Genomic DNA, 26,113 nt, shown 5'->3' with positions numbered 1-26,113 from the left:
GTTTATAGTTAACTGTGGAACTCATTTTCGATAGAGAGATGACGAAGGGAGATCATCATAAAAAAGAGACTGAGATGGAAAATGCCTCTCAGCCTCTAAATCGATGTGATTTTATTTAACCTTTGAATTTAGATGGTCGTTGTAATTGGATGACGGGATTGGTCCATTTACATACAAAGCGACTGGATAGTACGAGCACGATGATGAGTGATGCGATGATTAAGTAAATGTAGGTGAGGGGTGATGTCGGATCTTTAAATGGATGTAAGCCTAAACCTCTGACTAAACCAATTACAATGCCATGTAACAGATACACCTGCATGGTTCTGCGTCCAATATAAGTAAACCATTGGGGTCGTTCTGGCATTAAATTAAAGAACGAGAACATGGTCAGTAAAATGACTCCATATAATAAAAGCCGTTTGATTGGACTGTAAATACTATTCTCAGCTTCGCCTAATGAAACGTAAGGTGTACTTCCCAATAACCAGTCTGAGTTAATCGGATAGAAATAATAAAAGATAAAGAAGCTCACCAGAATCGTGATGGATATTGGCAACCATTTTTTATTTCTCAACTGTTCTGTATGAGATCGATTAAATAAATAACCGAGGTAGAAGATAGGGAAGAACACGATTGTACGTGAAAAGCTTAAGTATGAATTAATATCTTCTGAAAAACCAGCCAAGAGTGAAATGATGATTGCGACTGGAAAGACGATATAGGGATTGAAATCTTTCACGATCACTAAAATGACATGGAAGAAAAATAGTGTTAATAAGAACCATAAGGCGAATTCCGGATTAAATGGATCGAGTGTCAACGTGTCATTTTTACCTGTGAAATAATAGTAGAATGAAAAGAACACAAAGAATATGAAATAGGGTACTAAAAGTTTTTTCGCAATTTTTTCTAAGTAGCCTTCTTTTCCTACATTTTTCGCAAAATAGCCTGAAATAAATAGGAAACCAGGCATATGAAAACTATATATCAGTAAATATAGCGCAGTTAAGTCTGAGTTACCTTCAGTATAAGGCTGTAATAAATGGCCGAAGACGACTAAATATATTAAAAATGCACGGATATTATCAAAATAATAGTCCCTTTGTGCGACTTTACTCATAGTGTGACTCCTTTGTGGCGCAGTATATATATAATTTATTATAACTATCAAAAGAATTACAACAAAATGATTCAAGATGTTGAAAATAAATATTGTATATTGTTATGAAGCCAATTATAATATTAAATAATTATGAATGATGGGTGAAATTATTAAACAAATGGTCGGGAGAACATGATGTATCAACAACTAGAACAACTCATTACGACAACGAGTAATGAGTTAAATTTGGTCAGCCGCCGTTTTGGACAACGTGCCGATCTGTCCGTAGAACAGCTTGAAATTTTAAGATTGCTGTACAATTATGAAGTAATGTCACAATACGATTTAACGATGAAAATGAGTAAAGAACAATCCATTGTGTCACGATGGATTAAGAAGTTAAGACAATTGGGATACTTAACGAGCCGTCAATCAGATTCAGATTTAAGATGTAAAGAAATCTTACTGACAGATAAAGCGAGAGCACTCATTCTCGAAATCAATGAAGCGAGATATCGTTTGATTGAAGCACGTTGCCAGAGCTTAACAGAAGCGGATGTACACGAATTAAATGTATTATTAGAAAAATTGACAGCGAAACAATTATCGCTCTACTAACGTAGAGTGTTTCCATACGTTAAACAAAAAGTCCTCTACTTAGCATCGTGTGCTAAATAGAGGACTTTACTTTGTTATAGAGAAAATATTTGAGTTAGAGCTAAAGCAAGAATGATTTAGCTCATAAGGTGTTATTTTCTGTACGTATCTACGTCGAAGAATTTACCTGCTTCGTCCATGGCATCATACATTTGTTTCATGATGGATGCATTTTGACGTGCCCAGTTCACATCAGTTGCGTATTGGTGTGTGCCGGGGTTATCAGGATTCCAACGCATTTTGTAAAGTGTGTTTTGGCCATCTTGGATAAATGATCCTGCGATAAATTGTGCACCGCCAACGATCGCTTTTTTCACTGTATCCCAGCCTTGTGCTTTCGCGTAGTTGAAACCTGTTGTAATGGCATCATTGTCGTATGCGCCGATACCGTACATGTTGTAATATTTTTTATTTGAGCCATCTGCATTACCGCCAGTGGCAAGGGTAGATGTACCATTACCTGTTTCTAATAACGCGTGTGAAATAAGGTAAACTTTGTTGAGTCCGTAAGTATTCGCTGCTTCGCTGAATGCTTCACCTTGACCCGCTAAAATACCTTTACCATCTAACAGTTTATTAAGGTCATTAACTGCGATATTTTGTGGTTTATCTAGACGTAAAAATTGATATTTCTGAGTTGCGTCATGAGCTAAACCTTCAGTGTCCATCGCTTGTTTCACTTCTGCGTAACTTGCATCATCCCAAGTACCAGCGTTGTGTTGAATTTGAGGATTAGCACCCATTTCGAATTGAAGTGACACAGCTTCATCAAGTGTCATACCTGTTTTGAGATAATTAATCACTGATTTAGCTAAATCGTCGGATTTGATCCAAACTTTTTTACCGTTAGAAAGCGTACCGTAATACCATGTTTCACCTTCTACTTTCGCTTTACCGATGATTGAAAATGCTGAGTTATAATAATCAGCGAGTGATTTACCAGAAGATGCATTAGGTGAAGTATAATATTCGCCGTCTTTGTTATTGATGACTAATGTTTTATGGCGTGATGGTTCGGCTTTTGATGTGTTCGTTTGACTGTTAGATGATTTGTTTTGTTTAAGATCATCACTTGCAATCCAACCCGTTTTGTTATTCACACTACCGTAAACGTATTCGTCATCGCCAACTTTTACAGCTTTAGACGCTTTAAATTTATAATTTTTATCGCCATCAAGTGGGTCTATGCATTGCTCTTTGCCGCCCATAGGTACGCTGTATAGACCATCGTTGTTACGTTTAACTTTGTATTCACCATTTTTAGTTTTTGTTTTACCTAAAGGTCTTGCTTTCACATCTTCAGTTTTAACCCAACCGATTGGGGTAGGTTGATTAACGTTTTGTAGTAAAACAAATGATTCATTGTTGTATTCTGCTTTTTTAGTTACTTTGTAAGTTTTGTTAGTTATATGGTCTGCAGGTTTACTTTCGTCATCGTAAATTGTTGCATAGATACCATTATTATTAGATTTCACTGTTCCAAGTTGATTTACAGAAGTTGTTTTGACAGTGCTTTGTTTATTTGTATCTTTTTTGTTTGAATCATTGTCTTTTTTGCTTGAATCTTTTTTGCTAGAAGATTCTTTTTTGCTAGAAGAGTTGTCTTTCTTAGTTGAATCTTTTTTACTAGAAGATTCTTTTTTGCTGGATGAATCGTCTTTTTTAGCTGAATCTTTTTTGCTTGAAAATTCTTTTTTGCTAGAAGAGCTGTCTTTTTTAGTTGAATCTTTTTTACTAGAAGATTCTTTTTTGCTGGAAGAGTTGTCTTTTTTAGTTGAATCTTTTTTGCTTGATGATTCATTTTTGCTAGAAGAGTTGTCTTTTTTAGCTGAATCTTTTTTGCTTGAAGATTCTTTTTTGCTAGATGAATCGTCTTTTTTAGCTGAATCTTTCTTACTTGAAGATTCTTTTTTGTCGGAAGAACTAGATTTTGTTTCTTCTTCAGCTTTTTTGTGTGTTTGAGATGTGTTGTATTTTTTATCTAAAATATCTTCGTCTTGAACCCAGCCTAAGTCGTTGCCTGCATCATTAATAAGATAGAACGCATCATCATTTAATGTTGCTTTTTTAGATAGTTTGTAGGTATTACCACCGATTGTGTTGTTTTGTGTACCAACTTCATCATAGACCGTGCTGTATAAACCGTGATTATCTTTTGCAACGGTACCAATCGCATCAGCGAGTGGGGTAACGGTTAATCCACTTGATTGATTGTCTGTAGTATTAGAAGGTTGACTCGGTTTGTCTGCTGGTTTTGGCGTTGTAGATGTATGAGGTTCTGTACCCCATGGAGCAACTTTACCTTCTTTAATTAAATATTTTTCGTTAATTAAGTCATACAACTCATCATATGAATAATTGTTAGCTTCAAGGTAACCAATTGGATCAGTGTGGTCTGTACCGCCTAAGTGATTTGATACCGCATTGTGTGTCCAAACTGTACCTTGTCCATCATATTCTGCACTGTCAGGTTCTAAACCATAATATTGTAAATTAGTGGCTGCATAATCTGCATAGTTATTGATTGAACGTGCAAATGATTCAAAGTCATGTGTGTGTACAAGTTCAACATGGATAAAGCGTTCATTGGCATAAGGACCTGCGCCCCAAGCACCATAATCTGTATTTGCTGTTTCAATAATGTGGTCACCGTCTACGAAAGCATGAACGAATGCCGCATTGTAATTATTTTTCATATAATTGATTTCACTATCAATCGTTGAATTATCATTTGCAGTGTCGTGTATCACAATACCTTCAGGATGTCCATAGCGATAACTATTTTTCGGTAAGAAATCAGCGATACTATTTTCATATTCAGGAACAGGGAAGTTTTGTTGACGAATATAGTCATTGATCGGTGACTCTACTTGTGGCTCATATTTTGGTAATGAAGACGTCGCTCTTTCATTTGCTTCACGTGAACTTCCTTGAACTTGTGCTTGGCGTGTAGTTGCGACACGTGGAGTAGCACTTCTGTTTAAGGTCACTGGCACGCTTTCTTCAGTGTTACCTTGTTCAGAAGAAGCGCCTAAAGGTATAGTAGGTTGGTTTGAAGTTAATAAATGAAGGCGTACTTCATCTGTATTTTGATCATCGTCTAAGCGATAAGTTGTTACTGTAGATGATTCTGCTTCTTCATTTTCATTTGATTCAACTACGTCGTTATCTGGTTGCTCTTCATCTGTTTCAAGTGATGATAATTCTGCTTGATCTTCAGATTCGTCGTCTTCATCAGTAGCTTGTTCTCCATCATCTTTTATAGATTGGTTATCATCTGAATCGTCGTCATTTTGATCGTTTTGTTCAGAAGTTGCATCAGTTGATTCATCTTCAACAGAATCGTTTGCTTCTTCGGTCGCTTCATTCTCATCAGATTCGTTAGAGGCTTCAGTTGTTTCGTTTTTGTCAGATTTATTTGTTGTTTCTGCTGGCTCAGATGGTTGATCTGCTTGAACTTTTTCAGTGTCTTGTTGTTTGTCTTGCGCATTATTTTGACCTTCTTCTTCATCTGTTTTGACTTTATCTGAAGGTTTAACTACTTCAGTTTGGTCATCTTCTTGACGTTGATGATTAGCAAGTTCTTGTTGTGCTGATTTTTTAGTAGTTGCTTGTTCAGCTGTTTCTTTGTTAGCTTCGTCATTTTCTACTTCATCATTGCCTGTTGTTTTATCAGATTCAACTTGATTAAGTTTCGCATTTTCATTTTGTTTATTGGCATTATTAGAAGCTTGTGCATCTTCTTGATTTTCTACATCAGCTTCTGGTTGTTCAGAAGTTTCAGCATCATCTACTGTTTTAGAATCATCTTCTGCTTGAGAAAGGTTAGCTTCGGATGCATCTGTATTTTCTTGTTTAGCAGTATCTTCTTCACTTGAAGTTTCAGTCTCATTCAATGTTTTGTAATCTTCTTCAGTTGATTCGATATCTTGTTTAGATTCTGAATCCGCTTTGTCTTTATCTAATGTAGTGTCGTCGAATGAATGAGCTTCATCTTCTTGAACAGTTGATTCTTGTTTTTCCTCTGCTGAAGCTTCATCATCTTGGTATGTATTATGACTGGCAGCTTGTGCTTCGTCAGCGTCTTCTTGATTATGAGTTGATGTTTCAAACGCTGTTTTGTCATCTGAAACTTGTTGTTCGTCAGTTGTAGTATCATCGTTCTCTGCTTGTTGTTCTAATTCAGTTTCATCAGATTCATCATTTTCTTCTGAAGAGACGTCTTCATGTTCAGATTCTTCATTTTCTGCCTCAGCAGTTTCTATGTCTTCTTCTGAATTCTCTTCAGTTTCTTGTGTAGATTGGAGTGCTTTATCTTGTTGATTTATAGCTTGAGATGCCTCGGGAACTTCATTAGAATGATCAGCTTCATCTTCAGTTGAAGCGTCAAGTTCATCTAATGCTGCATCATATTGTAATGATTCATCCTCTGCGTCATCGTTATGAATAACGGAAGGATCTTTGTAAACTTGTGTCCCTGAAATATTTGCTGTAGGTTGACTTACTTCGTCTTTGATCTCACCAGCATGTTTTAACGTTTGTTCATCATCGAGTACGTTCTTGTTGTCATCTTGCGTTACTTCAGATGCTTCTGCTTGATGGTGTGTAGCCAAAACTGTCCCTGCTAAAGTAAGTGCAACAATGGAAGGCACTTTATATGAAAACTTTTTCTTCGCCATAAAATTACTCCTTTTTTCTCTATAATCACTCACTATTATATTACGTGAAAAGGCGCTACGACAGGACTTTACTAGATTGTAATATAAAAGTAATTTAAAAAAAGAATATAATACAGTACGAATGACGCTTAAGAACCACTATGATGCGCTTCATTTAAATTTTAAAAAATTTGTCAATTTATAATTCTGTAACAATTGAACCGGCGCTAAAGTAGCTTTTTCATCGTGATATGTTCGATATTTGCTTCAAGAAAAGGGATGCCAGTGACTTGATAACCGAGACGTTCATAAAAACCTTGTGCATGACTTTGTGCATTTAATATTGCTTGTGTATATCCAACGTTACGCGCTTGTTCTTCTATAAAGCGCATCAATTGAAATCCGAGACCTTGACCACGTTGATTTGATGCTATCGCTACACGTTCTACTTTGATCGTTGCGTCATTTGAGTAGGGACGAAAACGGGCGCATGCAATCGCTTCCTCTGCATCGTTATAACCAACAATATGCGTAGCTTCATCTTCATATTCATCTATTTCAATATCTAACGGCACTTGTTGTTCCTTCACAAAAACGGCTTTTCGTACTTTAAATACATCTTCCATTTGGGCTTTTGTTGTGACGATTTCAAATTTCATTGTGTAAACATCCCCTTAATTTTAAAAATAGATAATTAAAAAAAGCATACCCTACCGACAACGCAATGTCGATAAAATATGCTTTCGAAAGCGATAGCTTATATAGCTTCTTTTCGAATAATCGCTGTATATTGCCAAAAGATCCTCATTTGTGCAATGTTCCAGTTATTCATACCCATCGTATAGCCTGAAGGTCTAAAGATATTTACATCTGTGACTTCTAGTGCAGCTGCAATGAGGTATTGAATTGGCACACTGATGGATTTCATCGTTTCAGTGATTCCATTTTGATCATAGACCCATGAAAAAGGAAGTTCTGATTCAAATACATCGACTTTGTCGAAGATTTCAGGTAAAGCGACGATATAACAAGCGCCATCGATGACCGGATCATTTTCACTTTGTGTGTAATAGAGGCGAAGCGCTTCATAATTTTCTCTATGCGCATGATTGACATAGAAAAATTCACTTCTAAAGTGGGCCATATCTTTACTGTGAATTAACTGTTGTTCTAACACGTTAAAGATTCCATTGATATGATTTAATTTATCATAAGTTTTACGTGACATACGCGCTCATAACTCCTTCCAACAATTAATACGTTTGATTTTGTGTATAGGGTTGTTCATTCAACTGTTGATCACCATTCTGGTTTTGCAGATCGCCATATTGCTGATCATTTTGAATGGGTTGTTCATTATATTGATTGTATTCTGGCGTCGATTCTTGTTGATATCCAGCATTCGTATCGTTATTCATTTCATATTCGTTTCCTTGATCACCAGATGATTGTGTGTCGTTATTTTCTTCGTCTTGATCTTGATGGTTATCATCTAATAGACTCTCGTCAATTGGAGTTAATGGGACAAGAGAACCGTAAAAATTAATGACACGTGCATTTAAGAATTCGTCTTCGTCCTCAATCTTAGATAACCCTAAGTCATTACGCAACATATTTGATGCTTTCATCAATTGTTCTAGACTTGGATTATAATAGTAAATCCCATTGAGGTAATCGTCTTCACCTTTAAGCTGAGCGCTTTTAATTTCACCATTAGCTTGGAGTACATCTGAAGCAAGCGCCTTAATTTCTTTATAAGTTAAGTTATGTGATGCATTATCTCCGACGATTTCAATCATGCGGTCTAACTTATCTAAAGAATCAGTGTTTTGCGCTTTAGCATATAAGGCCTTGAGTAAAGCCATTTGTCGTTGACCTCGTTTTAAATCTGAATCTTGATGTCTTGTACGCGCAACTGCTAACGCTTGATCACCATTCAGTTTCTGGTAACCTTTTTTGACCTTAATTCTACCACTGTCATCACTATTCGGCTCATCTAAGTTATAAGGCACATCAAAGTAAATGCCGCCCATTTCATTTACTGTATCTACAAAGGCTTCCATATTCACTCTCAAATAGTAATCGACTGGCACATTCATCGTCGCTTCAATCGTATTCATTGAAGAAAGGGGACCACCGTATGCATGGGCATGCGTAATTTTGTCATAATAACCGACCTTAGGAATATAGCTGATTGTATCACGCGGAAAACTAAACATTCTAATTTGATCTTTTTCTGGGTTAAAGGTCGCTAAGATCATCGCATCGGTACGGGATTGTTCGGTGCTTTGTCCATTTTTCTTTCTGCCTTCATTTTCATCAATTCCTAAAAACAAGATTGAAATCGGTTCTTTAGAAGGATCTACTTGTTGCTTTCTTAACTGAGATTGATGATTTGAACTGTCTTTGCTGTAAGATTTCTCAAATGCATTTTGCGACGTTTTGAACACTAAGACGCCATAAATTAATGGAATAGCGATAAGTACGAGCGTGAGTAAAATTAAGATATATTTTAAAAATTTATTCATATTAGGTTGCTCCTGTAATCTTATGTCTTTCTAAAAGTGAGTAGAGCAGTACAATATACACCTAAAATGGTAAGGCACTGTGTTATTAAATGGGCTATCTCACTCATTTTTGTATTTAACACAGCCTAACCATATCCATACGCGTGACTGCTCTATGAATTGTATTTTTAAATCATAACGGGTTTAATGCTACATATATAAGCACAAATACTTTATTGTATAATACCTCATTTTAACTTAAAACATAAGTGTTAAATCCTAATTTTCTAATAAAGAAATGGTTTTGTAGGTATGCTACATATTGCTTTATTAGATTTAAAGCGCAGTGAATAGTAATTTATATAGGAAAAATGAGGTGGCTGCTGATTATACGCGTTTCACGTATAATTTAAAAATGAATTATTTATAATTATAAGATATAATGAAACATATACATAGAGAGAAGAAATCGAGATACAGTGTTGCATGACAGGAGGGAATTTAGTGATGACCGTACAACAATGGTTAGATCATATAGATGAAAGTTTAGTAAAATCATTTTACGAAGCACAAGATGAAACAGAACGTAAAGCAGGCTTTGAAGAAACATTATCATTTGGTACGGCTGGTATCAGAAGTACATTTGGACTAGGTCCTGGTCGGTTAAATGCCTTTACGATCAGAAAGGTAGCGTATGGATTAGGTCAATATTTAAATGAACAGCATGATGACCCGTCTATTGTCATTCATTTTGATACGCGTTTGTTATCTCAAGAATTTGCTGAAGAAATGGCTGGGGTGCTTGCACGTTTAGGTGTTAAAGTGACGATCGCAGAAAGATATAAATCAACACCTGAGCTATCCTTTGCGGTCAGACATTTACAAACCGATGCGGGTGTGATGATTACAGCAAGTCACAATCCTAAAAATTATAATGGTATCAAAGTATATGATCGTACTGGCGGACAATTATTACCCGAACCATCAGAAGCACTCAGTCAATTCATTAATGCCATTGAAAATCCTTTAGAGATCGAAGGTGCTGACTTTAATCATTATACCGAAGCGGGTCAAATTGAATACATGTCATCTTCCGTGACGGAAGCATATAAAGAGAACGTCAAAGCACTTGTCGGTGAAATGAATGGCGAACAAGCGCATGTCATTTTAACAAGTTTACACGGAACCAGCTTACCGATACTCTCTGACATTTTACTAGAGCTAGGATATGATGCTTTCACGATTGAACGTGAACAATCACGTCCAGATGGCCAGTTCCCAACCATTGAACGGGCGAATCCCGAAGATCCAAATGCGTTTGAACGTGCTTTACAGTTAGCAGAACAACAAGATGCTGAACTCGCCATAGCCACAGATCCAGATGCAGATCGTTTCGGCTTTGTGGAACGTTACGGTCCTAATGATTATCGTTACTTTAATGGTAATGAAATTGGACTGTTACTCATGAAATTAAGATTTCAAGCATTAAGTAATGATCATGGGCCTTTATATATCGTTAAATCTGTCGTCACAGGCGCACTGTCAGAAGCACTTGCTCAATCAATGGACGTTGAAGTCGTCAACGTGTTAACTGGTTTCAAATATATCTCTAATGTGGTTGAGTCTCGAAAAGATACAGATCAAACGTTATTACTTGGTTTTGAAGAAAGTCACGGTTATTTAACTGCGCCGTTTACGAGAGATAAAGATGCCATTCAAGTCGTGCCGTTAATCATTAAATTTAAAAATATGTTAAAAGCGAACGGTCTTACATTTAAAGATGCATTAGAAGATATATATCACACGTTAGGTCACTACAAGGATCAAACTGTTTCTCCAACCTTTGAAGGTGCTGGTGGCTCTGAAAAAATGGATCAAATAATGAAACAATTTAGATCTTATACAGGGGAAGATGTGTGCGGTTTAACGATGTTAACGAAAGAAGATTATCTTACAGGCACATTGACACACATTAAAGACCAACAAGTAGAAACATTAAATTATCCAACGACGAACCTTATTCGCTTTACATTTAACGAAGGTTTCATCGCAATTCGTCCTTCTGGTACTGAACCTAAATTGAAATTGTATTTCTCATTAGCAGTAGACGATTTAGACGAGATTGTGAATTGCTTTAACGAAACATTTATGGAATAAAAATGATGTTAGTAAAATAGAATAATGAGGCATAATAATGAACAGATTCAAGAATCAACGACTTATAGGCGTTTTTCTATTGGGAAGTATGCTGTTTTGTGGCAGTTGTAATACATCACAACATCAAGTCGCAGAAAAGTCATACAGTAGTGCAGTCAAACCCAAGCGCCTATCAGAACTACAAACGAACGAAATACCCACTTTGCTCACCGTTGAGAATGATAGCGATCCACTTTTAAACACAATCAATCACTATTTATCTCAACTGCAGTTTAATGGGACAGCTGCGATTTATCATCAAGGCAAACTTATCTTTAATAAAGGTTATGGTATAAGAGATTTTTCAACTGGTGAAGCCAATGACGCTAACTCTATGTTTTTAATTGGCTCAGCTCAAAAGTTCACGACTGGCTTAATCTTGAAACAACTCGAACAAGAACACAAAGTCAATATCAATGATCCAGTGACTAAATATATCCCTGAGTTTCAAATGGCGAAACCACTCAAGTTAAAGCATCTCATGTTACACAGTAGTGGCCTTTTGCCATTTAAACCTAACACGTTCAATCACAGTTTAGCTGATGCGGTAGAGACGATTCGAAATAATGGGATGGATGTAATACAACACGGAAAGTTCTATTATAGTGATGCGAACTATTTAGTGTTAGCACGTATAATTGAAATTGTTACGAACAAGTCTTTTGAAGAAAATTTTAACACACGAATTAAAGCACCATTTAAATTAACGACAACCGTATTTTTTAACGACCCAGATTATCAGACGCGGATGGCAAAAGGATATTATGATCATCATCATATGATTACGCAAGCGTTCCCGATAGGGCAAGATGCTTATTACGGTGCAGGTAATTTATATATGACACCTTTAGATATGGGTAAATTATTTACCGCATTCCAACAATATAAAATCTTTGACCCACAAATAACCGATGAGTTGTTACATTCTATTAAAACGAAGGCGTATCCATTTAACTACAGGTATGGTTTCTACAGTTATCCTGTCAAGAATCGTTTGCATGGCGCGTTTTATCGAAATGTATTTACTGTGTATGCGAACGAAGAATATACGGTTGTTCTTGGTTCAAATTATGAACCTACACATACTAATAATGAGGCTAAGGTTAGACATATTTTCCATCAGATCCTCCAACAGCCAGTATGATGGTAGATGTCATTAAAAAATATAAATCAGAGTTGATTGAACATGTTGAAGACGTATTGTATTGATTTACGTCAAACATGAAAGAGCGGATGGTAAGCCATTTTCTCAACAATCAGCTCTGATTTTTTTGTGCGATTTAAGCGATTAAAAGAGGTTGTATCCTGTATTAAGTAAGCGATTACATTACTGGTATAAAAATGTTTGGGGATTAATGCAAATTTTTAGAAAATGAATTGACTAACTGTTATGAAAGCGGTATATTTTTATTGTAAACAAAATCGAACAATTTCGAACATACAATAAGGGGTGACACAATTTTATTCAATACATTTCATCTCAAATTAGGATGATATAAAGCAATACGACAACTGAGCATACTAGGAGGATTCAACAATGAGTAAAGAAGATAATATGATGGTTGGTTTCACAATTGTAGCGATTGCAGGAGATGCGAGACGTGAAGTCATGGCTGCGATGCAAGCAGCGAAAGATAAATCATTTGATCAAGCACGTGAATACATCCGTGTCGCAAATGAATACATCACTGAAGCACATAAGGAACAAACACAAATTTTAGCACAAGAAGCAAGTGGCGAATCATCGGATCTCAGCTTTATCATGGTGCATGGTCAAGACCATTTAATGACGACAATGGCACTCAGAGATGCTTCGAACTACATCATTGATTTATACGAACAACTTGATCAATTTACTAACTAAGAGTAGGTGACACCATGAACAAGATCATAAAAGTTATTGAACGCATGAAACCATTTTTTGAAAAGATTGCTTCTAATCCTTATTTAGCAGCCATTCGAGATGGTTTCGTGGCATTAATGCCAGTAATTCTCTTTTCATCTTTATTTATTTTGGTGGCTTACGTACCGAATGTTTGGGGCTTCCATTGGCCTAAACACATCGAAGAAACAATTATGAAGGTTTATACGTTTACGATGGGTATGTTAGCCGTCTTTACGGCAGGTACAGTGACGAAATCACTGACCGATAATAAGAACTTAAAAATGCCGAAGACGAACCAAATCAATGTGATTTCAACATTCGTAGCAGCTGAATCGTCACTTTTTATTTTAGCGATGAATCCTGCTAAAGATGGCGCAATCAATATTGATATGTTTGGTACAAAGGGCTTAATCGCAGCATTCTTAGTTGCATTTATTGTACCGAATATTTATAAGTTCTGTATTTCACGTAACATTACCATTAAAATGCCACCTCAAGTGCCAGGTAACATTTCACAAGCTTTTAAAGATATGATTCCTTTTGCGCTTTCGGTTTCATTCTTCTGGATTTTAGATATTTTGGTCAGAAATCTTTTACATGCCAACGTAGCTGAGTTAGTAACGAAATTACTATCTCCATTGTTTACAGCTGCGAATGGTTATCTTGGATTTGCAGTCATCTTTGGCTTTATGGCTTTCTTCTGGTTCATTGGTGTACACGGTCCTTCAGTTGTAGGTCCAGCTGTTATTGCGATCATGTACAACAACCAAGTAGAAAACTTGAAGCTCTTCCGTAGTGGGGAACATGCACAATATGCACTTACTCAATCAACGCAAGACTTTGTTGCGCTGATGGGTGGAACTGGTGCTACTTTATTAGTACCGTATCTCTTTATGTTTTTATGTAGATCTAAAGAATTGAAAGCGGTAGGTAAAGCTTCGTTCATACCGACAACCTTTGCCGTGAATGAACCACTTCTTTTCGGTGCACCGATCATCTTGAATCCGGTATTCATGGTACCGTTTATTATCTCACCGATTATTAACTCATGGGTACTTAAATTCTTTGTTGATTACTTAGGTATGAATGGATTTATGCACTTCTTACCTTGGCCAACACCAGGTCCAATAGGCATCTATATGGCTTCTAACTTCGCGACGTTATCACTCGTCCTCATTGTAGTATTACTCGTGATAGACTTTACGATTTGGTTCCCATTTGTAAAAGCCTATGACAAATTAAAATTAGACGAAGAACGTGCAGATTTAGCAGTTGCAGCGGCAGCTACAACAGCACCAAATTCTAACGTGACAACAGATTTACCTGAAGCAGGAGCAAGCACATCAGATTCAGCAGCCTCTACAACACCTGCAGCAGTTGCACAACCAGAAGACGATGAGCCATTTGTTGATACATCACGTGACCATACGAATGTACTCGTTGTCTGTGCAGGTGGGGGTACAAGTGGTATCTTAGCGAACAGTTTAAATAAGACAGCGAAAGAAAAAGGTGTCGCACTCGAAGCAACCGCTCGTGCTTATGGCCAGGACATGGATCTAATCAAAGACATGGATATCGTCATTCTCGCACCACAAATGGATGCGATGAAAGGCGAAATGAAGAAATTTACAGATAAATATGGCGCCGTGCTCATGCCAACAACAGGTAGACAGTATATCGGGCTGACACGTGATGGTGAAGGTGCCATGAAACTCATTTTTGAAAAGTTAAAAGAACACGATGCACAATAATCAGATAGGAAAGAAAGTAAGTAATTCAATATGTCGCAATATTAAATGATGAAGGTATAAAGTAAATCATTCGTAAGTTAAATTGCAAAAGATAACTGAAAAAATTGGATAAAGCTTAAATGTGTTTAAGGGAGCTATATAAATATAGGAAAGGAAAAGCTACAAGTCGTAAACACACATTATTTTGAGCACAACGTATAACTTCATCTTTGAATAATGGATTTGTAGTAGATATCATCTTATGACACAATTACCAAAAAATTTTGTATTAGGGGCAGCCACTGCAGCTTATCAAGTAGAGGGTGCTAGTACAGAAGACGGAAAAGGACGCGTAAGTTGGGACGCATTTTTAGAAAAGCAAGGACGCTTTAGTCCAGATCCAGCAAGTGATTTTTATCATCGCTATGAAGAAGATATTAAACTTGCTTCAGAATATGGCGTAAAAGCGATTCGTATCTCTATAGCCTGGTCGCGCATTATTCCAGATGGTACGGGTGACATAAACGAAAAAGGAATTGAATATTATAGAAACGTGCTAGAAACATGTCATAAATATCATGTGGAGCCTTACGTGACGTTACATCACTTCGATACACCTGAACCGTTACATTTTGCTGGAGATTGGTCGAACAAAGATCAAATTGAAGCATTTGCGAACTTTGCTGAAATCGTCTTTGAACAGTATCATGACCTTGTGAAATATTGGGTGACGATTAATGAGCCGATTGCATATGTGTTAGGTCAATATATTACTGGTGCTTTCCCGCCAGGTGAGAAGTACAATACCTTGAAGTGCTTACAAGCGCAACACAATCAACTTGTAGCACATAGTCGAGTGGTTAACTTGTTTAAAGAAAAAGGCTATGAAGGTGAAATTGGACTAGTTCATGCGTTAACACAATTCTATAGTATCGACGACAAATTAGAAAACCAAATCGCGACATATAAACATGATATTTTTATGAATGGTTTTTTACTAGATGGTACATTTTTAGGACATTATAGTTTAGAAAAGCTAAGCACAGTACAACAAATACTTGGAGATCAGTTTAGTAACTTAGAAATGAAACAAGAAGAGCTTGCAGAAATGGGCAAAGCGAGCGAACAGTTAGATTTTATCGGTATCAATTATTACCAAAGTAACTGGATTAAAGCCCACAATGAGGAAAGCTTAATTCATCATAATGGTACCGGGGAAAAAGGAACGGCGATTTTCCGGGTGAAAGGTATTGGGGAAGTCGTTAAAAATGAAGCGATTCCACGTAATGACTGGGATTGGTACATTTATCCTGAAGGTCTCAGAGATATGATGATTCGCATCAAAGAAGACTATCCTAATTATAATAAAATGTATATTACAGAGAACGGTTTAGGGTACAAAGATGTGCTCGAAAGCGATGGATCTGTACATGACAAAGAACGTATAGAATATGTGAAAGGTCATATAGAAGCGGTTGAAGAAGCGTATGTGCAGCATGATGTAAATGTGAAAGGCTACTTCATTTGGTCACTACAAGATATGTTTAGTTGGTCTAACGGTTACAACAAACGCTATGGCCTATTCTATATCGACTTTGAAACGCAACAAAGATATGTGAAAGATAGTGCTTATTGGTACAAGAAATTATCAGAAGCAATCGATCAGCAACAGTAAATAAAAGCCACTAATAAACAATAGATTCACTCTATTTACAGCAACTTTATCTCATCCTCGTGGGTAAAGTTGCTGTTTTATTAGAGCTTGTTTGTGGAAGAGATTGCGAAATACAGTCAGTCATTTTATTATAAATAATAAGAAAATTAAGAAAACGATGAGGACATTTTATGAAAAACTCTCAGATACCTAACATTTATAAATTATTGTATGGTAGGGTACTTACGAATATTGGTGATAGTATAATACTCATCTCACTCACTTGGTATGTCGCATCTCAATATCACGATACTTTTTATTTAGGTTTGATTGGGGTTATCGTCGGCGTGATAGATATATTAATGATTTTTATAGGCCCTATACTCGACCGATATCACACGGTCAAAATTTTATATCTCAGTACATTTCTTCAAATTATCATTGTTATAGGTATGACGTTATTGTTTTATTTTAATATTGTTCATTTGTTGGGAATATATCTTTTATTAAGTATTTCTTTAGTTTGTTCTTCTATTATTTATCCTGCTGAAAATGTACTCATTCCTAAAATTTCTAAAAGTAAAGAAGAAATAATGCGACATAATGCATTATTTCAAGTTACCTATAAAGGGATGGATATTGTACTCGATGGTTTGGTAGGGGTCATACTGAGTGTGATAATGATACAGACGTTGTTTACGATTAATATTGTAATCTTTGTCGTTGCGTTTTTTATGTTTAAACTGTTGAAACTTAAATCAAGTAACGATAATCACGATGATCAAAAGGATAAGCAAAATCTTAATTTCTTCGAAGACTACATACAAGATTTAAAGGATGGTTTACGCTATGTAGCACATAAGACCATTTTAAAATTATTAATCCCTTTATCTATCGTTAATTTTGCAATATCAGCAGTTGCTGTCGTGTATCCCAAAATGGCTGTGGCTCAAGGACATGATAGTATTCATTATGGTCTGATGTTATTTATTAATGGTTTAGGCATGATTGTAGGATTTTTAATAGGACCGACTATCATTAAGAGATTGAATTTCAGTTACTTACTGTTTGTGAGTTTTGTAAGTTTAGGCTTAGTTTGGTTAGTTATTTATCTTTTGAGTCCTAACTATTTTCTTGTTATTTTAACCTTATTGTTTATATCTAATATATGTGTTGGTATGATCAATTTAACCTTTATCAATGCATTTCAGATTTTACCACCAGAACATATGCTAGGAAGGGTATCCACGACGAACGAGACCTTATTGAGCTTATTGATGCCAATAGGTGCTTTTATTGGAGGGATATTACCTAACCTTTTTGCAACGATTAATGTGAACTTTATCCTGCTTAGCGTGATAAGTCTTGTGATAGCAGTTTTTTATTTATTAGATAAGGATATGAAAAAGATTAAATCTCTCAATCATATGGAAATAGATTCGTAAAAGATTATCGCTAATGAAGAATGAAATATAAAAAGTGATGATTACCCGATTAAGTTTGAGTAATCATCACTTTTTTTATTATTAGGAGGTTTCTTGTAGTTTAGTTAGTTTAATTCAATAGGTGTTGCTGTTGTTTTTAATATTTCGTTGAGTGATTCAATGTTCGATTTTCCTTGTGTATTGAACCATTCTGTCACAGCTTCTGGTCCTTCAGAGAAATGAAGTGTCGCATCTTTCCATGTTGCACGCCCGCATAATACACCATTAAACGTTGAACCTGCTTCTTTAGCGAAGCGTAACGTTTCTTGGAACAGTTCTGCAGTGACACCAGCGCTTAAGTAAATGTAAGGCAGTGATGTCGAAGCGGCTTGGTCTTTGAAATATTGTGCTGCTTCTGCTTTGCTGTAAAGTACTTCTTCGCCATACCCTTCGACAAAGTTCATGTTAACAGGGACTTCGACTTTTAATACATCTACATTAAAACGTGGATCTGAATAGGTACGCATCGCTTCAATGACTTTGTGCGGTTTCACTTTTGCATACTCAGCAGATGTTGCATCGGCAATATTCGCATCATAAGAGACAAGCTCTAAAAACAGAGGAATTTCTTCAGCCACACATTCACTTCCTACTCGTTCTACAAATGCTTCTTTTTGCTTATTGATTGCATCGTCTTCATCGATATCGACATAGACGAGTAATTTGATTGCGTCTGCGCCTTTTGCTTTTAATTGTTTCACTGACCAGGTATCGAGTAAATCTGGTATACGACCAGGTTGCGTTGCATCGTAGCCTGTTTTTTCGTAAGCAAGCAGTAAACCACATGAAGCATCGCGTTGTTCAGAAGCAGGAAGTCCATATTCAGGGTCTAAGAGAATACTTGAAGCATAAGGTGTTAAGTTTTTTGAGACTTGCGTTTTGAATTGCTCGATATCAGCCACAGAGGCGTCTTCACCAAGTAATTTACGTAAGGCACCACGTTGGTCGATTGCGAGTGCTGCAATATAACCATCGTCGTTTAATAGGGGTTCGATTGTTTTAGTCATGTTGTTGTGCCACCTTTGTATAATTAATTTGAGATAAAACGTGTTGATAATTTGTGAGATCGATATAACCAGTCCGGTGTTCCAGTGCATTACAAACACCTGCAGCCATTGCATATTTTGCCGCTTCTTTAGGAGAGTGGGTTTGAGCTAAACCATAACAGAAGCCTGCGACTGAGCTGTCACCTGAACCGACTGGGTTAACGACTTCAATTTTTGGTATGGCATATTGATAGCATGCTTCATTTGTACGGAGTGTCGCACCTTCATCACCTTGAGATAACAATATGTTTGGGATGTGTGCAAGATGTGGTGCAGTTAAAATTTCACTAACATCCTTAGATGTACTGTCGTTAACAAGCATTGCTAGCTCTTCAGTGTTGGGCTTAATTAAATAGGGCGGACAGTGTTGTGAATGCAAAATAGCATTTTTTAATGCTTCACCAGAAGTATCCAAACATACTTTTTTCTGAGATTCATGTGCAATTTCTAATAAACGGACATAATACATTGGGTCGAAACCTTTTGGTAAGCTACCAGAGATAGTGATGATATCATAATCAGTGATTAATTTTGCGAAATGTTCTAAAAATTGTTGTGAGATCTCCGTAGGGTGAGTCGCACCAGATTCTAATATTTCTGTTTGACTGTAATCACTGTTAATTGCGATACATAAACGTGTTTCGACCGGAGAAGAGATAAACTGATGTGCCATATTGGAATGATCTAGATCCGCTTTAAGCCATTCTCCCATATGGCCTCCTACAATCCCTGTACAACAAACATCTAAACCTAATAGATGCCCAACCCTCGCCACATTGAGTCCTTTGCCTCCTGCTGATTTAAAGGATTCTTCGGTACGTTGCACTTTATCAATTTGAAAATCGGGGATAGGGTAATTGATATCAATCGCTGGATTCAAGGTTACGGTCAATAACTTGTGAGACATTAGTCTGTGTACTCTCCGTTATCCCACTTCGTTAAATAAGATTTGAACATTTCTTTATCATAATGAACGTCTTCAGCTTTTAACGTATCGTTCATAGCTTCAATCAGTTTATCTTTTTCTGGCGTTGCTTCGTAATCCGTTGAAAGAAACGTTTCGATAATATTAATGATTAAATCATAACCAGTCACTTTACCTCCAACTGCAATCACATTACAGTCATATTCTGTACGTGCTAATCGCGCACTTGTCGCATCACGTACGAGCGCTACACGTGCACCAGGTACTTTATTTGCAGAGACACTGATGCCAACACCTGTACCACAGAGAACGATGCCATAATCAGCTTCTTTATTCAAGACACTTTGTGCAGCTAATGTTCCGTAAATGGGATAATGTGTACGATGAAAGTCATAAGTACCATGATCAATCACTTCATGGCCTAAATTTTTAAGATACGTAACGATATTCATTTTGATTTCTGTAACGATATGGTCACAACCAATTGCTATTTTCATGCTGATTCCTCCATTAACATAAGTGATTTAACATATCGATGCGAATTTGGTGACGGCCACCATCGTATGTTGCTTGTAAAAATGTACGTACGCAATTGAGTGCTACCAGTGTACCTACAGTTTCACTACCTAATGTGATGACATTTGTATTGTTGTGACGGCATGTCATTTTCGCAGATTGTTCGTCTGAAATCATCGCACAGATAATATTTTTATACTTATTCGCTAAAATAAACGGTGCGATACTATAGCGATCGATAATGATACCTTTACTACCTGAGTGTGCAGCCACACGTTCTGTTACGGCATGTGTGATTTCTGTGATATCATCTGAAGGTTGTTCATTAGCGAGATCTACCACCTCATAATCATGTGCTGTTAAATCATCAATAATACGTTGTTTTAACGTCTGTGATGCTTGGTCTGAATGAATAAAAATAGACATGGGTGCCTCCTGTTCGAAAACGTTTGTTTTTGTGCTATTTAAACTATACACATTTTCATTTTGCCTGTCAATTTACGACGTGTATATATACAAGAAAGTCATATAGTTGTGTCAATATTAGGAAAATTAATGAAGAAAAGGGGGAAGCGGGGCAAAATCAGTTTGATAAAAAACACTTATAATAGCAAAAGAAAGCAAAAATACTGAGCACACCTTATTGGATCATGTGCACTCAGTATTTTGAACTTAATATATTTTCGTATAATGACTATAACTTTCGTATACAGACGCTTCTAATGTGTCATCGGTAATAATACCTGTCAGCTGTGCGATATCATAGAATTCGATGAAAGCACGTATATTAAATTTAGATTGATCGGCAGTGATATATTTTTCTTTAGATTGGTCTAAAATAATTTTATTCGCTTGTGCTTCCTCTTCGTTTGCAGTGCTGACATATTGATTATAGATACCATTTGCGCCGATAAAACATTTATCGATATTCAAGCGCTCTAATACAGCGTTGGCTAGAACGCCGACAAACGTTCCTGTCTTTGTTCGATAACGTCCTCCTACAAGCACAACATCAATATGATCATGATGGGTATACTGTTGGAAAATATGTAGCGAATTAGTAATGATATGTAAGGATTTATCGTTTATATATGGATACAAGGATTCATTCGTTGTACCAGATCCTATAAAGACAGTATCACCATCTTGTATCAATGCACTTGCTTTGCGTGCTATTTCAGATTTAGAAGCACTTTGTAAGCTTTTCTTTTCATCGTTGGCTAATTCGTTATAATATTGCTCAGGTAATACCGCGCCTCCGTGTACACGAATGAGCTGTTTATGATTTTCCAATTCTTTTAAATCTCTTCTTACGGTCATCTGAGCGACATCCATTTCTTCAGATAGCGCATTAACAGAGACCGTTCCCACTGATTTTAATTTGTCTAGTATAATTTGGTGTCTCGCTTCTTTAATATTCATAACTTCACTACCTAAATCTATCTCAAATTTTCTTTATTATAACATAACAAAAAATATTAAGTTAGGAACGTAATTAGAAAATATAAATAACTCAATTTAGCACCGCCTATGAATCGTTCACAATATATTCTTGAATTCAGATGTTCATCAATAGGAGAAGGGGATGTGTACGAAGATAAATTCAAGGAAGCATGGATATGAGGAAAATAAAGCAAATAAAAAAAGCTTCTCCGAAGAGAAGCTTTTCCCAAAAGTGGGTGCCTTACATATGGCTTCCGTGTCCACCTTGCATTACCCAATAAGTACCGACAACGATAACTAATGTGATGATAATAGCAAAGAGAACTTTGAACCCTTGTAGATTTCCGTCTTTACCTTCAGTTAAGTGCATGAACATAAGTAATTGAACTGCAGCTTGGATGAAAGCAAATCCGAAAATAATTGTAATCTTAGTATTTAAAGGCATTGATGTGTATAGAGTTACGAACACGGCCAAAATTGTAAGTACGATTGAAGCGATAAAACCTACTGTATGTTTTAATATAGTATTCATCCGCTATACACCATCCCTATCATATATACGGCAGTGAAGATGAAGATCCAAACAACATCTAAGAAGTGCCAGTATAAACTTACTATAAATAATTTTGGAGCATTGTCTTTATTCAAGCCGCGCATTGCAACTTGGATAAGTAAACCAATAATCCAAACAATACCCAAGGAAACGTGGGCACCGTGTGTTCCTAACAAGATGAAGAAACTTGACCAATAAGAACCAATAGTTGGATTAACTCCTTCAGAGGCATAGTGTGCGAACTCGTAAATTTCGAATACGACGAACACAACACCTAATAGCACTGTGATAATCATCCAAAGCATCATTTTGCTTTGAGCTTCTTTACGCATGTAGTAAATAGCAATACCACAAGTGTAAGAACTGATTAATAATGCAAATGTCATTATCAATACAAGGGGTAGTTCGAAGAGATCAGTAGTTAATTTACCACCATAACTACCACCGTGTTGTAACGTTAAAAGAGCTGCAAATAACGTACCAAATAATGAGAATTCAGCTGTAAGGAAAACCCAGAAGCCAAGTTTATTCAAATTACCTTCGTGCGTACGTGAATCAATAGTGTTCACCTCATGACTCATAACTTACAGCCTCCTTTTCTTTCATACGTTCTTCACGTAAACGTTTTTCATTTTCAGCCACTTCACTAGCTGGAATATGATAACCGTGATCGACTTGGAAACTTCTATAAAGCATAGTGCAAAAGATACCGATGAGACAAAGGATTGCTGGAATCAATGTTTCAAAGATAAGGAAGAAGCCGCCGATTGTCATAAAGATACCCATCCAGAGACCAACTGTTGTGTTGTTTGGCATGTGAATATCTTTATAGTTGTGGTTGTCTAAGTAGTGACGACCATGTTCTTTAAGATCTACGAATGTATCATAATCATTCCAATAAGGTGTGATGGCAAAGTTGTATTTAGGTGGAATAGCTGATGCTGTTGACCATTCTAAAGTACGTCCTAAACCATACCAGTTATCACCAGTTGCTTCACGTGGTGATGTGAAATGACTGTAAACAATACTTACGACTAAGAATAAGAAGCCTAAAGCCATTAGTAATGCACCGACAGTTGAAATGACGTTTAATAACCACCAACCATCTTCAGGCATGTAAGTGTATAAACGACGTGGCATACCATCTAATCCGAGTACGAATTGTGGTAAGAAACAAACGTTGAATCCGATCATGAATAACCAGAAGCACCATTTGTTTAACGTTTCGTTTAGTTTGTATCCCATCATCTTAGGATACCAGAAGATTAAACCACCGAGACAGGCAAATACAACACCTGTTACTAACGTGTAGTGGAAGTGGGCCACTAGGAAGTATGTGTTGTGATATTGATAGTCAGCTGCTGCCATCGCTAACATAACTCCGGTAACCCCACCTAATAGGAAGTTAGGGATAAACGCGAGTGCGAACAGCATCGGTGATTCGAAGGATATTCGACCTTGGAATAGGGTGAATAACCAGTTGAACAATTTAACACCGGTTGGAATACCGATCATCATTGTTGTAATTGAGAAGAATGAGTTGATTAATGCACCATTACCCATAGTGAAGAAATGGTGAACCCATACTAAGAAACTTAAGAATGCGATACCTGCAGTGGCCCATATCATACTTTTATGACCGAATAAGCGTTTACGGGCGAATGTAGGTATGATTTCTGAGTAAATACCGAATGCTGGTAGGATAACGATGTACACTTCAGGGTGCCCCCAAACCCAGAAGAAGTTAGCCCATAACATCGGCATACCGCCATTTGCTACTGTGAAGAACGCAGTGTCAAATATTCTGTCTGCTGTGAATAATGCTAATGCTACAGTAAATGTTGGGAAAGCCAAGATAACGATTAATGAAGTGATAAATGTAGTCACTGTAAACATTGGCATTTCCATAAATTTCATTGTAGGTGTCTTACATCTAAGTATAGTTACAAAGAAGTTGATACCCGTCATCAGACTTCCGAATCCCGAAATCTGAATCGCAATTAAGTAATAGTTAACACCTGGACCAGGACTAAATTCACCGGCTAGCGGTGCATAGTTTGTCCAACCTGCTGCTGGTGAACCACCAACGATAAATGATAGGTTGAATAACACCATACCTGCGAAGAACAACCAGAAACTAACGTTATTCAATACAGGGAAGGCAACATCGCGTGCACCAATTTGTAATGGGATAACGATGTTCCATAGTCCGAAGATGAATGGCATCGCCATGAAGATAATCATGATAACACCGTGTGTACTGAATATTTCGTTATAGTGGTTAGCTTCGAGGAATTTATTATCTGGAATTGTTAATTGAGTACGAATTAATAACGCATCAATACCACCACGTACAAACATAAGTACGGCACAGATTAAATACATTAAGCCGATTTTTTTATGGTCGATGGATGTGAACCATTCTTTAAACAAGTATTTCCATAATTTGAAATAAGTTACTAATGCGATAATACCGATAACTAAGAATGGGGCGCCGATTTGTGCTGCCGTGATCATCCAGTTACCATGTACTATCAATTGGTCCCATGGAAAATTCATTAATGTCCACCTCCATGTTCATGTTCATTGTCTTTTTTCTCTAATTCAGATGCTTTTTCATCTTTAGCACCTTCAGAGATTTTTTCCATTTCATCCATATTGTGAGACTCTTCATCTTTGAGTTCATCACTATATGGTTCGTTGTTGCCTAAGATTACCGGTGTCATACCGTGACGTTCGTAGTTAGGATTAGTAACTTGAACCTTACGCGCTGGTTTGTCCGGTTTATCTAAAATGTCTTCGGTCATTTCATCTGGTGTGTTAAAGTTTGGATCTTTTTGTTCATAGTTGTAACGATCGTAAGCATAGAAGATATACTCTGGATCAGCTGCTGGATCAACGAATGCCATGTGTGTACCGCTGAATGTTAGGTTTTCGTTTTCAGTTGTAGGTAACACTTGTTTGTCAAAAGTATCTTGTGTAAGTACTTTTTTACTTTTGGCATCTTGTACCCAATCATCGAACTCACTTTGGCTAACGGAATGAACATCAAATGTTTGGCGAGCAAATCCTTCACCGTTGAAGTTTGAGTTACGTCCTCGGAACGTACCTTCTTGATCAGCGGTTAAAGTCCAGTCCATTGTCATACCAGTCATCGCATATTTCTGACCACCTAATTGTGGAATCCAGAAACTTGTCATCATATCCATAGATTGGAGTTTGAAGACAACTGGTCTATCTTTAGGAATGGTTAAGTGATTTACGGTTTCAATTTTTTGTTCTGGATATGCAAAGAACCATTTATACCCAGCACTTGTAGCGTAAATCGTAATAGGATCTTCGCTCTTCTCTGGTGTTTCTTCATATAGATATAATGATTTAACTGTTGGAATAGCTAAAGCAATAACTATAAGAATCGGAACAATAAACCAGATTGTTTCGATTAAACCATTGTGGTGCATCTTACCAGATTCTTTTGTATTACCAAGTCTATATTTGACAAGGAATACTGCGAATAAGATAAGCACTACAGCACAAATAACAAGCATGAAGATAATTGAATAGATAATCAAAAATCTTGAGTCGCTTGCTACTGGCCCTTTTGGATTTAATACTTCTACGTTGGAACAACCACTAAGCAAAGCGACTGAGCCAAACAATAGAAGCAAAGACTTAAATTTTGACACTTTTTTGACCTCCTAATACTACAATTGTAGGGCTTAACACTAATTTTAAGTTATTACTGAATATTTAC

Annotated in this window: 21 protein-coding genes; 7 read left to right on the top strand and 14 right to left on the bottom strand. The window is 36.6% G+C overall.

The features are described 5' to 3' along the window. Positions 1-115: 115 nt before the first annotated feature. Positions 116-1,123 carry an acyltransferase family protein gene (locus ACSBRB_RS03640; RefSeq protein WP_435031658.1) on the bottom strand — a complete coding sequence of 336 codons (1,008 nt, stop codon included), beginning with the start codon at positions 1,121-1,123 and terminating at the stop codon, positions 116-118. Positions 1,124-1,300: 177 nt separating this feature from the next. Here ACSBRB_RS03640 and ACSBRB_RS03635 point away from each other — a divergent pair, with 177 nt between their 5' ends. After that, complete coding sequence (locus ACSBRB_RS03635; protein ID WP_435031657.1) at positions 1,301-1,723, top strand: MarR family transcriptional regulator; 423 nt, start codon at positions 1,301-1,303, stop codon at positions 1,721-1,723. A 131-nt stretch (positions 1,724-1,854) separates the two neighbouring features. On the opposite strand, the gene ACSBRB_RS03630 is transcribed toward ACSBRB_RS03635, so the two are convergent. From ACSBRB_RS03630 to ACSBRB_RS03615, 4 genes are all read right to left on the bottom strand, one after another. Further along, positions 1,855-6,441: an N-acetylmuramoyl-L-alanine amidase gene (locus ACSBRB_RS03630; protein WP_435031656.1), complete on the bottom strand. Its 4,587-nt coding sequence runs from the start codon at positions 6,439-6,441 to the stop codon at positions 1,855-1,857. Between the two features lie 206 nt (positions 6,442-6,647). Then, complete coding sequence (locus tag ACSBRB_RS03625; protein ID WP_435031655.1) at positions 6,648-7,079, bottom strand: GNAT family N-acetyltransferase; 432 nt, start codon at positions 7,077-7,079, stop codon at positions 6,648-6,650. Positions 7,080-7,177: 98 nt separating this feature from the next. Next, entirely contained in the window at positions 7,178-7,648 is a 471-nt protein-coding gene (locus ACSBRB_RS03620) for a DUF2538 family protein (protein ID WP_435031654.1), read from the bottom strand. A gap of 25 nt (positions 7,649-7,673) precedes the next feature. Then, complete coding sequence (locus tag ACSBRB_RS03615; protein ID WP_435031653.1) at positions 7,674-8,948, bottom strand: LCP family protein; 1,275 nt, start codon at positions 8,946-8,948, stop codon at positions 7,674-7,676. Between the two features lie 486 nt (positions 8,949-9,434). Here ACSBRB_RS03615 and ACSBRB_RS03610 point away from each other — a divergent pair, with 486 nt between their 5' ends. The 6 genes from ACSBRB_RS03610 to ACSBRB_RS03585 all read left to right on the top strand — a co-directional run bounded on the left by ACSBRB_RS03610 (position 9,435) and on the right by ACSBRB_RS03585 (position 17,837). Then, entirely contained in the window at positions 9,435-11,084 is a 1,650-nt protein-coding gene (locus tag ACSBRB_RS03610; RefSeq protein WP_435031652.1) for a phospho-sugar mutase, read from the top strand. 37 nt (positions 11,085-11,121) lie between these two features. Further along, entirely contained in the window at positions 11,122-12,267 is a 1,146-nt protein-coding gene (locus ACSBRB_RS03605) for a serine hydrolase domain-containing protein (protein ID WP_435031651.1), read from the top strand. A gap of 393 nt (positions 12,268-12,660) precedes the next feature. Continuing rightward, a complete protein-coding gene (locus ACSBRB_RS03600) occupies positions 12,661-12,987 on the top strand; it encodes a PTS lactose/cellobiose transporter subunit IIA (protein ID WP_435031650.1) in 327 nt (108 codons plus the stop codon). A 14-nt stretch (positions 12,988-13,001) separates the two neighbouring features. After that, positions 13,002-14,759 (top strand): PTS lactose transporter subunit IIBC, encoded by a 1,758-nt coding sequence (locus ACSBRB_RS03595; protein ID WP_435031649.1) that lies wholly within the window; start codon positions 13,002-13,004, stop codon positions 14,757-14,759. 241 nt (positions 14,760-15,000) lie between these two features. Then, complete coding sequence (gene lacG, locus ACSBRB_RS03590) at positions 15,001-16,413, top strand: 6-phospho-beta-galactosidase (RefSeq protein ID WP_435031648.1); 1,413 nt, start codon at positions 15,001-15,003, stop codon at positions 16,411-16,413. Positions 16,414-16,583: 170 nt separating this feature from the next. Further along, complete coding sequence (locus ACSBRB_RS03585) at positions 16,584-17,837, top strand: MFS transporter (protein WP_435031647.1); 1,254 nt, start codon at positions 16,584-16,586, stop codon at positions 17,835-17,837. 104 nt (positions 17,838-17,941) lie between these two features. Here the strand turns inward: ACSBRB_RS03585 and lacD are convergent, their stop codons facing one another. The 9 genes from lacD to qoxA form a co-directional block, all read right to left on the bottom strand. Then, complete coding sequence (gene lacD / locus ACSBRB_RS03580; protein WP_435031646.1) at positions 17,942-18,883, bottom strand: tagatose-bisphosphate aldolase; 942 nt, start codon at positions 18,881-18,883, stop codon at positions 17,942-17,944. After that, on the bottom strand, positions 18,876-19,829 hold the full coding sequence (locus tag ACSBRB_RS03575) for a 1-phosphofructokinase family hexose kinase (protein ID WP_435031645.1): 954 nt from the start codon (positions 19,827-19,829) through the stop codon (positions 18,876-18,878). Before ACSBRB_RS03575 ends, lacD begins: the two co-directional genes overlap by 8 nt. Next, complete coding sequence (lacB, locus tag ACSBRB_RS03570) at positions 19,829-20,344, bottom strand: galactose-6-phosphate isomerase subunit LacB (protein WP_435031644.1); 516 nt, start codon at positions 20,342-20,344, stop codon at positions 19,829-19,831. The genes ACSBRB_RS03575 and lacB overlap by 1 nt, the downstream gene beginning before the upstream one ends. A 13-nt stretch (positions 20,345-20,357) precedes the next feature. Then, positions 20,358-20,789 carry an RpiB/LacA/LacB family sugar-phosphate isomerase gene (locus ACSBRB_RS03565; protein WP_435031643.1) on the bottom strand — a complete coding sequence of 144 codons (432 nt, stop codon included), beginning with the start codon at positions 20,787-20,789 and terminating at the stop codon, positions 20,358-20,360. 246 nt (positions 20,790-21,035) lie between these two features. After that, the gene (locus ACSBRB_RS03560) at positions 21,036-21,785 is read right to left on the bottom strand and encodes a DeoR/GlpR family DNA-binding transcription regulator (RefSeq protein ID WP_435031642.1); all 750 of its coding nucleotides are present in this window, start codon (positions 21,783-21,785) and stop codon (positions 21,036-21,038) included. Positions 21,786-22,047: 262 nt separating this feature from the next. Continuing rightward, positions 22,048-22,338: a cytochrome aa3 quinol oxidase subunit IV gene (gene qoxD, locus ACSBRB_RS03555; protein ID WP_059106527.1), complete on the bottom strand. Its 291-nt coding sequence runs from the start codon at positions 22,336-22,338 to the stop codon at positions 22,048-22,050. After that, positions 22,335-22,940, bottom strand: coding sequence for a cytochrome aa3 quinol oxidase subunit III (qoxC, locus tag ACSBRB_RS03550; protein WP_435031641.1), 606 nt, complete (start codon positions 22,938-22,940; stop codon positions 22,335-22,337). The genes qoxD and qoxC overlap by 4 nt, the downstream gene beginning before the upstream one ends. Further along, positions 22,930-24,918 (bottom strand): cytochrome aa3 quinol oxidase subunit I, encoded by a 1,989-nt coding sequence (qoxB, locus tag ACSBRB_RS03545; protein WP_435031640.1) that lies wholly within the window; start codon positions 24,916-24,918, stop codon positions 22,930-22,932. The genes qoxC and qoxB overlap by 11 nt, the downstream gene beginning before the upstream one ends. Continuing rightward, positions 24,918-26,045, bottom strand: coding sequence for a cytochrome aa3 quinol oxidase subunit II (gene qoxA, locus ACSBRB_RS03540; RefSeq protein ID WP_107392439.1), 1,128 nt, complete (start codon positions 26,043-26,045; stop codon positions 24,918-24,920). Before qoxA ends, qoxB begins: the two co-directional genes overlap by 1 nt. Positions 26,046-26,113 lie beyond the last annotated feature (68 nt).

The sequence above is a fragment of the Staphylococcus auricularis genome, assembly GCF_051172115.1.
Classification (GTDB): domain Bacteria; phylum Bacillota; class Bacilli; order Staphylococcales; family Staphylococcaceae; genus Staphylococcus; species Staphylococcus auricularis_A.
Note: the sequence above shows the minus strand (reverse complement) of the source record. Positions and strands in the feature narration are given on the sequence as shown.